Source organism: Planktothrix sp., assembly GCF_046067725.1.
Taxonomy (GTDB): domain Bacteria; phylum Cyanobacteriota; class Cyanobacteriia; order Cyanobacteriales; family Microcoleaceae; genus Planktothrix.
Window position 1 is genome coordinate 1 of record NZ_JBJUDF010000368.1, and the last position, 14,913, is coordinate 14,913.

General features: G+C 38.1%; 12 protein-coding genes and 1 riboswitch. Of the genes, 7 read left to right on the plus strand and 5 right to left on the minus strand.

Annotated features, from left to right (window positions below; all coding sequences use genetic code 11):
• The 3 genes from ACKPEB_RS22790 to thiC all read left to right on the plus strand — a co-directional run.
• Positions 1 to 2,791, plus strand: a 2,791-nt coding sequence (locus ACKPEB_RS22790) for an eIF2A-related protein (protein ID WP_408967323.1), incomplete at its 5' end; no start/stop codon positions are given.
• Between the two features lie 55 nt (positions 2,792 to 2,846).
• Positions 2,847 to 3,416 (plus strand): Uma2 family endonuclease, encoded by a 570-nt coding sequence (locus tag ACKPEB_RS22795; protein ID WP_408967324.1) that lies wholly within the window; start codon positions 2,847 to 2,849, stop codon positions 3,414 to 3,416.
• A gap of 90 nt (positions 3,417 to 3,506) precedes the next feature.
• Positions 3,507 to 3,606, plus strand: a riboswitch (TPP riboswitch).
• 2 nt (positions 3,607 to 3,608) lie between these two features.
• Positions 3,609 to 4,994 (plus strand): phosphomethylpyrimidine synthase, encoded by a 1,386-nt coding sequence (gene thiC, locus ACKPEB_RS22800; protein ID WP_408967334.1) that lies wholly within the window; start codon positions 3,609 to 3,611, stop codon positions 4,992 to 4,994.
• Between the two features lie 56 nt (positions 4,995 to 5,050).
• Here the strand turns inward: thiC and ACKPEB_RS22805 are convergent, their stop codons facing one another.
• On the minus strand, positions 5,051 to 6,586 hold the full coding sequence (locus ACKPEB_RS22805) for a DEAD/DEAH box helicase (RefSeq protein ID WP_408967325.1): 1,536 nt from the start codon (positions 6,584 to 6,586) through the stop codon (positions 5,051 to 5,053).
• A gap of 162 nt (positions 6,587 to 6,748) precedes the next feature.
• Here ACKPEB_RS22805 and ACKPEB_RS22810 point away from each other — a divergent pair, with 162 nt between their 5' ends.
• Both ACKPEB_RS22810 and ACKPEB_RS22815 read left to right on the plus strand, forming a co-directional pair.
• On the plus strand, positions 6,749 to 7,411 hold the full coding sequence (locus ACKPEB_RS22810) for a class I SAM-dependent methyltransferase (protein WP_408967326.1): 663 nt from the start codon (positions 6,749 to 6,751) through the stop codon (positions 7,409 to 7,411).
• Between the two features lie 93 nt (positions 7,412 to 7,504).
• Positions 7,505 to 8,224 carry a M15 family metallopeptidase gene (locus ACKPEB_RS22815; protein ID WP_408967327.1) on the plus strand — a complete coding sequence of 240 codons (720 nt, stop codon included), beginning with the start codon at positions 7,505 to 7,507 and terminating at the stop codon, positions 8,222 to 8,224.
• Positions 8,225 to 8,237: 13 nt separating this feature from the next.
• Here ACKPEB_RS22815 and ACKPEB_RS22820 read toward each other — a convergent pair whose 3' ends face one another.
• Positions 8,238 to 9,080 (minus strand): Rpn family recombination-promoting nuclease/putative transposase, encoded by an 843-nt coding sequence (locus ACKPEB_RS22820; protein WP_408967328.1) that lies wholly within the window; start codon positions 9,078 to 9,080, stop codon positions 8,238 to 8,240.
• 5 nt (positions 9,081 to 9,085) lie between these two features.
• On the minus strand, positions 9,086 to 9,532 hold the full coding sequence (locus ACKPEB_RS22825) for a hypothetical protein (RefSeq protein WP_408967329.1): 447 nt from the start codon (positions 9,530 to 9,532) through the stop codon (positions 9,086 to 9,088).
• A 238-nt stretch (positions 9,533 to 9,770) separates the two neighbouring features.
• On the opposite strand from ACKPEB_RS22825, the gene ACKPEB_RS22830 reads away from it, so the two are divergent.
• Both ACKPEB_RS22830 and ACKPEB_RS22835 read left to right on the plus strand, forming a co-directional pair.
• Complete coding sequence (locus tag ACKPEB_RS22830; RefSeq protein ID WP_408967330.1) at positions 9,771 to 11,450, plus strand: family 10 glycosylhydrolase; 1,680 nt, start codon at positions 9,771 to 9,773, stop codon at positions 11,448 to 11,450.
• Between the two features lie 12 nt (positions 11,451 to 11,462).
• The gene (locus tag ACKPEB_RS22835) at positions 11,463 to 11,909 is read left to right on the plus strand and encodes a GNAT family N-acetyltransferase (RefSeq protein ID WP_408967331.1); all 447 of its coding nucleotides are present in this window, start codon (positions 11,463 to 11,465) and stop codon (positions 11,907 to 11,909) included.
• Positions 11,910 to 12,100: 191 nt separating this feature from the next.
• Here the strand turns inward: ACKPEB_RS22835 and ACKPEB_RS22840 are convergent, their stop codons facing one another.
• Positions 12,101 to 12,502 (minus strand): nuclear transport factor 2 family protein, encoded by a 402-nt coding sequence (locus ACKPEB_RS22840; RefSeq protein ID WP_408967332.1) that lies wholly within the window; start codon positions 12,500 to 12,502, stop codon positions 12,101 to 12,103.
• 9 nt (positions 12,503 to 12,511) lie between these two features.
• Positions 12,512 to 14,692, minus strand: coding sequence for a transglycosylase SLT domain-containing protein (locus ACKPEB_RS22845; protein WP_408967333.1), 2,181 nt, complete (start codon positions 14,690 to 14,692; stop codon positions 12,512 to 12,514).
• Positions 14,693 to 14,913: the final 221 nt, after the last annotated feature.

Sequence of the window (14,913 nt, forward strand, 5' to 3'; positions counted from 1 at the left end):
TGGAGATATTAATATTTCTGGTAATGAAGATCCGGTGGTTAACTTAGTGAATACCACCCAAGGAACCACCAGTATTAATCAATCTCGGACGATTATTTATAATTATCACTATTATCAAGAACAAACTGTTACAACCTCTACAGAGAAAGATCTTGAGGATAACTTAATTTGTCCCTATCAAGGATTATATCATTTCAGTCCTGAAAACGCAGAATATTTCTTTGGGCGAGAAGTCTTTGTAGAAGAACTCTTTCAATATACAGAAACTCGGAATTTTATTCCAATTTTAGGGGCATCAGGAAGTGGGAAATCTTCGGTAATTTTAGCGGGATTAGTCCCGAAATTAGTTAAAATCGGACATTGGCAATTTACCCATTTTCGACCCGGAAATGACCCATTTCATGCCTTGGCTCAAGCCTTAGTTCCCCTCTATGTCAAGAATCTGGATGAAACTGACCACATCGCTCAAGCTCGTAAATTAGCCGGATATTTTCAAGACAATACCGTTCCTTTATCCGATGTTTTCTCAACCATCCAACGCAATCATCCGAATAATAGAATTTTACTCATCGCCGATCAATTTGAGGAACTTTACACCCTTTGTAACGATGAACAAACCCGTCGTCAATTTCTGGATCTTCTTTTAACTACGTTTAAATCCTTTGCTGAACAATCCTCGTTATCAACGGTATTAGTTGGTACGATGCGGGCTGATTTTTTAGGAAATGTCCTGTCCTATCGACCCTTAGCAGATGTATTGCAAAAAGGCAATATTATGTTAGGGCCGATGAACGAAACGGAACTGAGAGATATTATTGAAAAACCTGCCCAAAAATTAGGGGTGAGTTTTGAAAGTGGACTCGTTGAACGTATTCTCGATGATGTGGATAAAGAACCGGGGAATTTACCGTTATTAGAATTTGCCTTAACGGAACTTTGGAGCAAACGCAAGGGTAAACAATTAACCCATAATGCTTATCAAGAAATTGGGGAAGTTTCGGGAGCATTAACGGGTTATGCCGATAGCCAATTTAGTAAACTCACTGAACAACAACAACAGCAAGTGCGGCGAATTTTTGTACAATTAGTGCGTCCGGGGGCGGGAACGGAAGACACCCGACGAGTGGCAACTAAAGCGGAACTGAACGATACTAATTGGAATTTAGTTAAACAATTAGCCGATGCGAGATTAGTTGTGACCAGTCGGACGGTTATTACCTGGGATAATTCCCAACAACAAACTTTGATTAAAGAACAAGAAACCGTTGAAGTGGTTCATGAAGCTTTAATTAGAAATTGGGGTCAACTCAGACAATGGATGGCAACCGACCGAGAATTTAGAACCTGGCAAGAACGCCTACGAACAGCCATGAATTATTGGCAAGAAAAGAACCGAGATCAAGGATTATTATTACGGGGGGCGGCACTGGTTCAAGCCTCTGAACAACTTCAAACCCGTCGGGATGAATTGTCTCAAGATGAACAAGAATATATTCAGTTAAGTCAACAGGATCAAAAACGTCAACGTCAACGAACTATCGGCTTATTAACCGCAGGATTTTTAACAATTTCTGGCATCGCAGCAGTGGCAGTTTGGCAGTGGCAAAAGGCTTTGGTTGGGGAGGAAAATGCCAATTTCAAAACCGAAATAACAACATTAGAACCTCGCTTCAATTCTAGTTTATCTGTGCAAATGGATGTGATCGAGCTCAATAAAAAATTGCAACAGGCAAAGGAACCAACGGTAGATATCGAGATACAAGGTACAGATTTATTGCGACGGGTTCTAACTGAACCAACAGAGCTTAATCGTTTAGAAGGGCATCAGGCTGATGTCAGGGCGGTAGCCTTTAGCCCGGATGGGAAATTGCTGGCTTCCGCCAGTTCTGACAACACGGTGAAACTGTGGTCTTCCGATGGCCGTTTGGTCAAGACTTTAGAAGGGCATCAGGCTGAGGTCAGGGCGGTTGCCTTTAGCCCGGATGGGAAATTGATCGCTTCGGCGAGTTTTGACAACACGGTGAAACTGTGGTCTTCCGATGGCCGTTTGGTCACGACTTTAGAAGGGCATCAGGCTGAGGTCATAGCGGTTGCCTTTAGCCCGGATGGGAAATTGCTGGCTTCGGCCAGTTTAGACAAGACGGTGAAACTGTGGAACTTGAACCGAGATGAACTCCTCAAACACGCTTGTAACTGGGTAAGTGACTACCTAAAAAATAATCCAAATGTCAGTGACGATGAGCGTCATCTTTGTGGAATAGAACCTTCTGCAACGGCTTTGTTTTTGCAGGGTGAGAAACTGGCAGCAGAGGGTAATATTGAGGAAGCGGTTTCTAAGTTTCAACAAGCTGAAAAACTTGACTCTAACTTTAGTTTAAAGTTAGCTGCCGTGAGTTTATTGGAGAGAGGGAAAAAATTAGCAGAAAATGATAAAATTGATGAAGGGATTTTAGCTTACAATCAAGCTCAAACGTTGGATTCTCAGTTAAAAATTCCCGCCTCGTCTTGGAATACACTCTGTTGGAAAGGGAGCTTGAATTCAAAAGCAAAAGAGGTAATATTTGCTTGTAATAAAGCCGTTGAACTTGATACTGATAATGGATGGATTCGTAATAGTCGGGGTTTAGCCAGAGCGTTAACGAATGATTTTCCGGGTGCGATTGAAGATTTTGAGGTGTTTGTGAAATCGGCTGGAAATACTGAGGAGAAAAAACAGCGAAAAGCTTGGATAGAATCTCTTAAACAAGGTAAAAATCCGTTTACAGATGAGGTATTAGAAAAGCTTCGTTAGTCTTGAGGATGATTGATTGAGTTATAATTACCTTAAATTCAATCCTATTTTAATTATGATTATTAATCCATCTGATCAGCGTATTTCTCATGAAGATTATCTCGAAGGCGAAAAAGTTAGCCCGATTCGCCATGAATATATTCGAGGAGAAGTTTATGCAATGGTGGGCGGAAGTGATGCTCATGAAACCATAGCAGGGAACTTATTTGCATTAATTAAAAATCTAGTGCGCGGAAGCAGTTGTCGAGCTTATATGAATAATATGAAAGTTCGGATTGAAACCGCAGATGTTTATTATTATCCCGATGTTATGGTAACTTGTGACTCTCGCGACAGAAATAATGGTTATTTTAAACAATATCCGAGTTTAATTATTGAAGTCTTATCTCCCTCAACCGAAGCCTTTAACCGAGGTGATAAATTTGCCGACTATCGACAGATTGAAACGTTACAAGAATATGTATTAGTGAGCCAAAATAAAATTAATATTGAATGTTTTAGACGAAATTCAGACGGACGATGGGAGTTGTTTACCTATGCACCCCAGGAAACTCTTCAATTAGAAAGTATTAATTTTAGTTGTTCTGTCTCAGAAATTTATGAAGATGTATTAGAATTAAATTAAATGAGTATAATTACGCCCTAAATTTTCCTGATTTTCCAAAGATTTAATAAAATTCTACTCAATTAACAAAAATTGTGATACCATTTTCAGCTAATAAGCTAGGGGTGCCTGCTAAGTTCAGGCTGAGAAAAGACACCCTTGGAACCTGAGTCCGGTTAGTACCGGCGGAGGGAAGCTGTTAATAAGAGGAAAATCAAGATGCGGACAGAATGGATTGCCAAACGGCATGGACAGAGCAACGTTTCTCAAATGCACTACGCCCGTCAAGGGGTTATTACTGAAGAAATGCAATATGTTGCTCAACGGGAAAACCTTCCGGCTGAGTTAATTCGAGAAGAAGTCGCACGGGGACGGATGATTATTCCTGCTAATATTAATCATCCCAATTTGGAACCGATGGCGATAGGAATTGCCTCTAAATGTAAAGTTAATGCTAATATTGGCGCCTCTCCTAATTCTTCTAATTTAGATGAAGAAGTTGCTAAACTGAATTTAGCTGTTAAATATGGCGCCGATACCGTGATGGATTTATCCACCGGAGGGGGGAATTTAGATGAAATTCGTACCGCTATTATTAAGGCTTCTCCGGTTCCCATTGGTACAGTTCCCATTTATCAAGTTTTAGAAAGTGTTCACGGCAAAATTGAAAATCTCACCCCCGATGATTTTCTCCATGTGATTGAAAAACACGCCCAACAAGGTGTGGATTATATGACCATTCATGCGGGATTATTAATTGAATATCTGCCGTTAGTTAGAAGTCGAATTACCGGAATTGTGTCTCGTGGTGGCGGAATTATTGCCCGTTGGATGCTGCATCATCATAAACAAAATCCCCTTTATACCCACTTTGACGATATTATTGAAATCTTCAAAAAATACGATGTTTCCTTTAGTTTAGGAGACTCTCTACGTCCGGGTTGTACCCATGACGCCTCCGATGATGCTCAACTTTCAGAACTCAAAACCCTCGGACAATTAACCCGTCGCGCCTGGGAACATGATGTACAAGTGATGGTAGAAGGCCCCGGTCACGTTCCGATGGATCAAATTGAATTTAATGTTAAAAAACAAATGGAGGAGTGTTCAGAAGCACCCTTCTATGTTTTAGGGCCGTTAGTAACTGATATTGCCCCCGGTTATGATCATATCACCTCTGCTATTGGGGCGGCGATCGCAGGTTGGCACGGAACCGCAATGTTATGTTATGTCACGCCAAAAGAACACCTGGGTTTACCCAATGCCGAAGACGTCAGAAATGGGTTAATTGCTTATAAAATTGCCGCCCATGCTGCCGATATTGCCCGTCATCGCATTGGAGCCCGTGACCGGGATGATGAGTTATCCACAGCGCGATATAACTTTGATTGGAACCGTCAATTTGAGTTATCCTTAGACCCAGAACGGGCGAAGGAATATCATGACGAAACCCTTCCGGCGGATATCTACAAAACGGCTGAATTCTGTTCGATGTGTGGCCCTAAATTCTGTCCGATGCAAACGAAAGTTGATGCGGATGCGTTAACAGAATTAGAAAAATTCTTAGCCAAAGAAAAAAAAGTTGTAACTCAAAGTTAATCGAGTTAATTTGTTAGAAACCGGGTTTATCATAGAAACCCGGTTTCTTGAGTCTTCTATTGTTTGTCCGATTCAGATTCCTCTGAAGGATTCCATTGTTCTGAAGATTCTGCAACCCGTTTGCTTTGAGAAATGGGGCGACCATACAAAGGAGTGGGTTGAAATATATCTAATTGTTGAACATCAGAATTCGAGGATTTTTTAGTAGGTTGGGGTTTAGATTTGGTTTCTCCTTTGCGACGTTGGGCGGTGCGTTCTTCGCTCGTATCTTCTGTGACGACTTCATATAAAATCGCCTGTTTATTGGGGGTATTTCCTTTGCGTAAAACTCTCCCTAACCGTTGAATATATTCTCGTTCTGATCCGGTTCCTGATAATATAATTGCAATTTTAGCATCGGGAACATCAACTCCTTCATTTAGAACATGGGATGCAACGAGGGTTTTATAGTCTCCTTCTCGGAATTTTGTTAAAATTTCATGGCGTTCTTTAATCGGGGTTTGATGGGTAATGGCTGGAATTAAAAAGGTTTGAGAAATGCGGTAAACTGTAGAATTATCCGCCGTAAAAATTAAGGTTTTTTCTGGATAATGTTGAGCCAGTAAATCAGCTAAAATTCTGAGTTTTCCGTTGGTACATAATGCGATTTCTTTGGCTTGGCGGTGGGCTAACATGGCTCGTCTTCCAACCGGCGATCGCGCACTTAACATCACAAATTGTTTCCATCCATCCAAATTTGATAATTGAATATTATTCTGTTTAATAAACTCATTTCTAATTTTCATTTGTTCTTGATAAGTTTCTCGTTCTTTCGGAGACAGTTTAACTAAAATCTGGACTACTTTATGATTAGCTAAGGCTGATCCAGCTAACTGTTCTGGTGTTTTGCGATAAACCGTAGACCCAATTAATAATAATAAATCACTATGTCTACCATCAGAACGCTCAGGGGTTGCTGTTAGTCCTAACCGATAAGGTGCTAGGGAATATTCAGAAATGACTCGATAAAAATCCGTTGGTAAATGATGACATTCATCAAAAATTAATAACCCATATTTATCGCCTAACGTTTCACAATAAATCGTTGCACTATCATAAGTTGCCACTAAAATCGGTGTTTTGTCTTTCGATCCTCCCCCTAATAATCCGATTTCAATATCAGGAAAAGCCGCTAATAAATGGGCATACCATTGGTGCATTAAATCCAATGTAGGAACCACAATTAACGTGCTATATCCAGTTATTTGCATCGCTAACTGAGCTAAATAGGTTTTTCCTGAAGCAGTGGGTAAAACCACCACTCCTTGACTTCCTACCTGCTGCCAAGCTTCTAAGGCTTCCTGTTGATGAACATAGGGAGGCATTTCAAAACTAGGAGTTAATTCTAAGGTGTTAAAATTCTGAGCTTGATCAATAAAATTAACTTGATTTTTGCGTAAGGTTTCCACTAAAGCACGATAATAAAAAGCGGGAATTCTAAACTTTTCGACCCGATCATCCCAGGTCGCAAAATCAATCCAACTTTTTCCTTGTGGAGGTGGATGTAATAATAATGTACCCCGATCAAAGGTTAATATAGGTGTACGAGGCATGAGTAACAATGGTATGTTTCAGGATCGATTTTGAATTGGGTTGATTTTTTTGACTAATAAATCAATATTAAAATCATTATAGCCAGTTAATCGAAAATAGGATACAATTCTTAATATTCAGATTACCAGATTGAATAAAACTCACGCTTAATTAATCGCATTATGTTACTTCAACGCCATCAACGGATTAAATTAGATGAGACGGACGACTCTCTATTTTACTCCTTTCCTCGTTTTGTTACCCACGTCGATGAAGGCTTTATTGATCAGTTAACAACCCTCTATCGAAACCGTCTAAAACCTCAATCCCGCGTTTTAGATTTAATGAGTAGTTGGGTGTCCCATCTTCCAAATGATATTGCATTTGCTCATATTGAAGGACATGGGATGAATGCAGAAGAATTAGCTAAAAATTCTCAACTGGATCATTATTTTATTCAAGACTTAAACCAAAACCCTAAACTTCCCTTATCGGATCAAGATTTTGATGCGGTTTTAATTTGTGTTTCAGTTCAATATTTACAATATCCTGAAGCGATTTTTTCAGAAATTCATCGCATTTTAAAACCGGGTGGAATTAGCATTGTTAGCTTTTCTAATCGAATGTTTTATCAAAAAGCGATCGCCGCTTGGCGAGAAGGAACAGAAACCAGCCGTGTTGAATTAGTCAAAGGATATTTTAATTCCGTTCAAGTTAACAATTTACCGGGTTTTAATTCTCCAGAAATTATTTCTACTCAATCTAAAATCCCTCTATTTATGCAGATGTTAGGAATGGGAGGAAGCGATCCCTTTTATGCAGTCATCGCCTCTCGAAACCCTTAAAAACTGATGATAAATTGAGGCAAATTTCAAAGATTTTTAAGGGTGGGTTCATTCTAGCAAGAACCCGCCTCTATCCATTCGTTAACTAATCTGATGAAACCTTATCAAAACATTAAAATTCAAGACTGCGGTGAACCGTTAGTGGCAATTCCTTTAGAAAAATTTGCCGTAGAAACACCCCATGCTTATCAAAAATTAGGTGCACCTTATCATCTTTCTTTGGTCAATTCTCCCTATTATTTAAGATCCAGTGTTTTAGATTGTTTACTAACCGCACAATTGCAATTACAAAAAAATTATCCGAACTGGAAAATTCTTATTTTTGATGCTTATCGTCCGGTAGAAGTCCAACAATTTATGGTCGATTATTCCTTTAATCAATTATTAAAAGAACGGGGATTAAATCTCGATCATCTTTCAGCAGAACAACACCAATTGATCTTAACAGAAGTTTATCAATTCTGGGCATCTCCGAGTTTAGATCCCGCAACACCGCCCCCCCATAGTACGGGTGCAGCGTTGGATATTACGTTAGTAAATGACATAGGAACAGTGTTAAATATGGGTTCAGAAATTGATGAAATTTCTCCGCGTTCTTACCCCAATTATTTTCAAAATAGTTCTGATCCCACTGAACAAAGTTATCATCAAAATCGTCAAATTTTATCTGAAGTGATGAAAACCGCAGGATTTCAACAACATCCGAATGAATGGTGGCATTTTTCCTGGGGAGATCAATTGTGGGCTTGGTTAACGAATCAACAACAAAATCAAACTCCTATTATTGCTAAATATGGTCGATATTTAAGTTAATCATTCAAAATAGTTAGGATCTCAAACGTTGAATTGCTTCTAAACTTAACCCGGTGGTTCTGCTAATCGTTTCATCATCTAAAATATTCAAAAGTTGACGAGCAATTTCTACTGCTTTTTCAGTTCGACCTTCCGCTTGACCTTCTTGTTTAGCTAAAGTAATCGCATTGATTTGATCCTGTAAAAACAGTTCTCTTTTTTCAACTTCATCCAGTTCTTCACGGGTTAAATTGGTTTGATTGGCAATTTGAAACGCCCGTTGAATCTGAGGAACACTTTCCAACGTTTCAGGAACAGATTCTAATAATCGAGCACTTTGCATAAAATAAATCCATTTATCCGTTAAAGTTTCTAATTGTTCTAAGGATTTCTGAAATTTGGGTAATTCCACAAACACTAATTCTAAGTCATTTTCAGAATAATTAAAGTTGTGAATTTTTTCTTTAAATACAAATCGAGAAATGAATTCATCAGTGTTTTTAAACTCAATAAAATCGGTAATTGTTAGAGCAATAACAGGTTTTAAAAATCGATAGCCTTGTCCAGCATCTAATTGCAGCGAGTAGGTTTTTGCTGCATTATATAAAACTCGTTTGGTAAAGGCTTCTACATTTAAAACCTGCATTTCGATAATTACAATTTCACCCGTATTGAGTTGGGCTTTAACATCTAAATAAGTGTCTTTTAGTCCCGTAATTTTGGCAGAAAGATAAGGATCAAAAATTTCTAAATCCTGAATCACTGACTCAGAATTGTAAACCAAAGCATTCAGGAAACTAATTAAAATATCCTTACTTTCTGATGAGCCAAAGATTTTTTTAAAGGCAAAATCAGTTTTAGGGTTAATAAAACGCATAACTTTTATTCCTTTGTAAACAGGTCAAGATAATCTATATTAATAGGGGCAATATATCTCAAATTAGCCCGAACATAACACACTCCAGAATTAAATCGAGAGCCAGCCGGATGAATACTTTCTACCTTTAACCAAGGTTGACCATTTTTAAGAACAATGGCATCTCCTTTACCATTATTAGAAAAAATAGCATTAATAATCGCCCCTGAATCTAATTTAGCTTTAATGGTTCCTTCAGGAGTATTCCGACAGTTGAGAGATTCAGGGTCAACCACTAACCAATAAATATTATTATAAAGTCCTCGATTTCCTTGAACTTTTGCGGTCACAAAATCTCCTTTAGCATTAGGTGTTGGGACTTCAGCCATTTGAGCCATTCCCACGCTTGTAACTAACGTGAGAGTTGTAATGGCGGTTGTGATTCCAGAAACCAATGTAGAAATGTATTTCATAATTTAGACCTGAAGCTATAAAACAATAACTGAAAGGCTATCAATAAGTTAACATCTTCAAAGATTGTCACTAATCCTACTTTAAGGTAAAATTCTTACTTATATTATATTCTTTTAGAATGAAATTTGACGCAAAATTAACTAATTGTGTAGTTTTGTTCTAAAAGATTAACCTTGAAACTGGAATCTATAAACGACCTCTTGCTAAACTGAAAGCTCCTAATCAATGGAATTCCTTATGGTAAAATTTACAGATATAACGGCTCATTGGGCTCAAGACAGCATTGAAACTTTGGCGAATAAAAATATCATCACAGGGTATCAAGACGGAACCTTTAAACCCGATGCACCTGTAACCCGCGCTGAGTTTGCCACAATGTTGATTAAAGCTTTTCCTAATTTATTAGACATTCGAGAACCTATCGAATTTAAAGATATTTCGCCTCAATTTTGGGCTCATAGTGTGATTTTAAAAACCTATCGTACTGGGTTTATGAGTGGGTATGAAGACCAAAGTTTTAAACCTCAACAAAATATCCCCAGAGTTCAAGCATTAGTAGCTTTAGTTAAGGGGTTAAATTATGAACCGAGTCAATCAATTGTGAAAACCTTAAATCAAAGTTTAAATGATGCTAAAGATATTCCTAATTATGCGAGAACCGCTATTGCAGCAGCCATTGAATCTGGGTTAGTGGTGAATTATCCAGACGTCAAACTTTTAAACCCGAATAAACCTGCAACTCGTGCAGAAGTGGCGGTGTTTTTTTGTCAAGCATTGCGTCAACAAAATGAACCTTTAACCATTGCAGAACAATATATTGTTAAACCTCCTGTTCTTCCTGTCCCAACTGGAGAATTAAGAGGAGTTTGGTTAACAAATATTGATAGTGATGTTTTGTTTTCTAAAAATGCGTTAACAGAAGCATTTAATTTATTAGCAGAATGTAAGTTTAATACGGTTTATCCGACGGTTTGGAATGAAGGTTATACCCTGTATCCAAGCTTGTTAATGGAACGATTCACGGGAATTAAAATTGATCCGATTCCGCAATTAAAAGATCGAGATATTCTTCAGGAAATGATTCCTTTAGCGAAAGAACGGAACATGAGTGTGATTCCTTGGTTTGAATTTGGCTTTATGGTTCCCCCAAATTCTAAAATTGCAGAACTGCGTCCCCATTGGATTACTTGTCGTCAAGATGGGACAAAAGGTTATAAAGAAAGTCAGGTCAATCAAGTTTGGTTAAATCCGTTTCATCCTCAAGTTCAACAATTTATTTTAGGATTAATCATTGAAGTCGTTAAAACATACGATATTGATGGAATTCAACTCGATGATCACTTTGGTTTACCTGTTGATTTAGGTTATGATGAATTTACTATTAAATTATATCAGAAAGAAACAGGTAATGCAACTCCTCCTGTGGATTTTAAAGAGTCAAATTGGGTGAGTTGGAGGGCAAAAAAAATCACAGAATTTTTAACTCGAATGTTCTGGATTATTAAAGATTATAAACCGAATTGTATTCTTTCTTTATCGCCGAATCCTTATTTGTATGCTTATTCTCAGTTTTTACAAGATTGGAAAACTTGGGAACAAGAAGGTTATTTAGAAGAATTAGTCTTACAAGTTTATCGAGAAGATATGAAGGGGTTTTTAGCCGATTTAAAACGTCCTGAACTGTTAGAAGCAAAAAGTCATATTCCTGTGAGTATTGGCATTTTAACGGGACTTAGAGTTAAACCGATGTCTTTTACAACGATAAAAGAACAAATCCAACTCACCCGCGAGCGCCAATTTGCAGGAACATCCTTTTTCTTCTATGAAACCTGGAAACAAATGATGACATCAGAAACTCAAAAAGCGGAATTTAAAACTTTATTTTCTGAAGGTTTAGAGCGCCCAAGATTTGTTTAATAATGAACAACAATGATTAAAATTCGCCCTTATTTACAGCAAGATTGGCCACAGATTTGTCGCGTTCATGATCGCGCTCAACCTGCGGAATTTTTGGGATCTTGTGATTTAAGGGCGATGACCCCTCTGGCGCAAAATCCCAATGTTGAGCAAATTTGCAATATTTATGATAAATTTGTAGCTTATAAAGGGAAAACAATTGTTGGTTTTGTTGCGATCAATCGCAACTGTATTGCTTTATTATATATCGATCCTGATTATCAAAATCAAGGCATTGGTAAACGGTTATTAAACTTAGCTTTAAGGCTGATTGGTTCGCCCGCTTATACAATTGTTATGGCGGGAAATCAACGCGCGATCGCCTTTTATCAAAAAGCTGGATTTCAACAATTAGGAAGTTTTAAAAGTCATGTTTCCGGTTATCCTTGTCAATTTATTCGTTTAATTCGTTCAATATAGCAGGGAACAGGGAATAGGGGATAGAAAAAAATGATTAGTAACCGGATCAACTATAGCAAGTCTAAATCGGTTGTAATCACCTCTATGACTAAAACCCTGACCGTAGGGGCAATTCATGAATTGCCCCTACCCTAAATCAAATAGGATTGCTATATTTGTATTAAATATTTAAAGATTTCATCTAATTTTTGTTAGGAAGGTAAGGTATAAATAATTGCTAAATATTCTCGGTAACTGCAAATGCGATCGCCTTGAATATCAAATACAATAGCGGCTTGATTTTGGTAAGGTTTACCCCACATTTCCCCTTTTGAAATCACTTCAAAAACCACCGTTGTTTCATTATAAGTTATTCGTTGTAAGGTTAACGTTAAACCCTTTTTAAAGACAGATTCAGTGGCATAATTTAAGAACTGAGCTAATCTTGTTTTGCCTTGATTGCTGCCTTTGTAGGAACTTGCGGGCACGGAAAACGTACAATCTTCCGTCAACATTTCTAAAAAAGGTTCCCATTGTCCCATAGCTATCCCTTGTTTAAATCGCTCAAATCCTTCTTGAGCAACGGCTAAGGTATAAGAGGCTTCAGCTTCCATAAATCCTCCTTAATTTTTATAATTAGCACGATGTTCTTGTAAACGTTGGGCAATATCGGGATTATAAATTCTGAGATAATTCCAGTAATTTTCAAACACCGATTTAACATAACCTTGGGTTTCAGGATAAGGAATTTTAACCACAAATTCATCAGGATCTTGAAAGCCAAATCGTTTTAGCCAATCCGAAACAGCACCCGGCCCAGCATTGTAACTAGCGACGGCTAACATGGAATTATTATTATATTCTCGATGGGTAAAATCCAGATAATAGGTTCCTAAATTGATATTATCATTGACATTTTCTAAGGAATAATTGGTTAATTGAATTTGTTTAGCCACCTCCGCCCCTGTTTCTGGCATGACTTGCATTAATCCTGTCGCCCCGACAACGGATTGAATTTGAGGCATAAACCGGGATTCTTGACGAATTAAAGCTGTAACTAATACCGGATTTAATTGCCGTTTTTTTGACCAATTTACAATGGTTTCTAAATAGGGAAAAGGATATAATGCTTCCCAATAAGCGGGTCTTTGTTTTAAGTCTAAATATTGCGATCGCTCTTGGGGATCATCTCGCCGACTTAAACTCGATAACATCCAAATTCCTTCTAAATTATCCCCAATTCCCATTCGCATTAACCCATCGGTATATTGTTCAGAAACCGAAGGCTGCATGGCATTTTTAAACTCGGTTTGCCAGAGCGTCCAAGCGGCTTGATTTTGTCCTAACGCATACAGTTCTTGCAAAGTTTTAGAACCCGCCGGAGGTACTTCTCGAATCTCTGGATGTTCAACATGGGGAGAGAGCGGTCGAACGGTGGTAAAATCTCCCACAGGCCATCCTAAATGCACCGCAGAACGCCAAGCATAATAAGAGGAAGGATAACGCACAATAATATATTCATAGGCTTTTTTTGCTTCTTGAGAATTGCCGATTTTTTCTGCCCATTTACCGACCCAAAATGTGGCTTCTGGAGCTAATTCACTATCAGGATTTTTGATAGAAATTTGTTTTGCCCAGTCGGATGCTGCTTGTAAATTTCCGGCTTTTGCTGCTTTTTGGGCTTGTTCCCAACGCAATTGAGCGGCGGCTTCAGACTCACTATATTGACTGAGTAATTGTTGACGAGTTTCTGAAGCTGATTTTTCTGAACCCATTTTATCTAAGAGTTTCGATTTATCTAATAATGCTTCTGCGGCATGGCGAGGAAATTGAGTAATAACTCGATCTAAATACCCTAAAGCTTCTTTTTGATCGGACAGTCTCGATAATCTTAATAACCCAAATCCGGCATCTTCTCCTTGAGGATCAATCTCATTAGGAAAGGTATTAATTAACTGTTTATAGGCAATTCGAGACTCAGGAATTTTATCATCTAACCATAACCCTCTGGCATAACGGTAGAGATTTTTAGGAGTTTTGGGAGCTTTAGAATAGGCGATCGCGGCTTTTCCATAATCTTGTTTTTCCCACGATCCAAACGCTACCATTTCCCATTGTTCTGGAGTCAGTTGGTTCCCAAATTTAGCTTTTAATTGTGCAACATAGGTTCCATAATCTTTTAAATATAATCCATGTTGAGCAATTAATAATAATAATTCCGGTTGATTCGGATTTTGTTTGAGGCGACTTTGAGCAATTTCAATGGTTCGGGGATGACTGGGAAATTGAGCGATCGCTTGATCCCAATATTTAGGATTAATTTTACCAAAAGCAAATAAAGCTTCTACTCCAATGGGTTGATCACCATAATTCGTTAATAATTCCTGCCAAGTTTTCTCGGCTTTTTCCCCTTCTCCCAGACGTTCATAAACTTGCGCTCGTTTCGCTAAAATATGACCTGCCAAAATCGGATAATCTTTTTCTAATCCTTCTAATAATTGCAGGGCTGTTTCGGGTTTTTCCTCTAAAAAATCACTCGCTAATAAATATCGCGCCCGACTGGTTTCGAGAACATTATGATTTTTTTTTATAAGAGTTTCTAGTTCCGTTTGACGTTGTTCAACGGGTAATAAAGCCAGTTTTAAAACCTCTGATTCAGGAATTTGTGAAACGGAAGCCGGAGCTTGCTGGAATGATTTTTTCCACTCTTGAAATTGAGTTAGGGGGAAAAATACACCCACCAACAAAGCCCCAGACGCGATCACTGGTAAAATCCATACTTTCGAGATTCGTCGCTTAATCATGATGGATGTTAAAAAAAGAGACAACAAGCAAAAATTCAAGTAATTTTATCAATTTTAACAAATATTTTTAGAGGAGGCTAAACCGATGTCTCGGATAATTTCTGCATCTGGATAGATTGATTGCATATAGGCAACTTGTCTATCGAGGTCGTCTCGTTGTTTTGTTGAACTGACTCGGCAGTAGCATACAGTGGTAGCTCCAACTGTATCCCGTATATAGG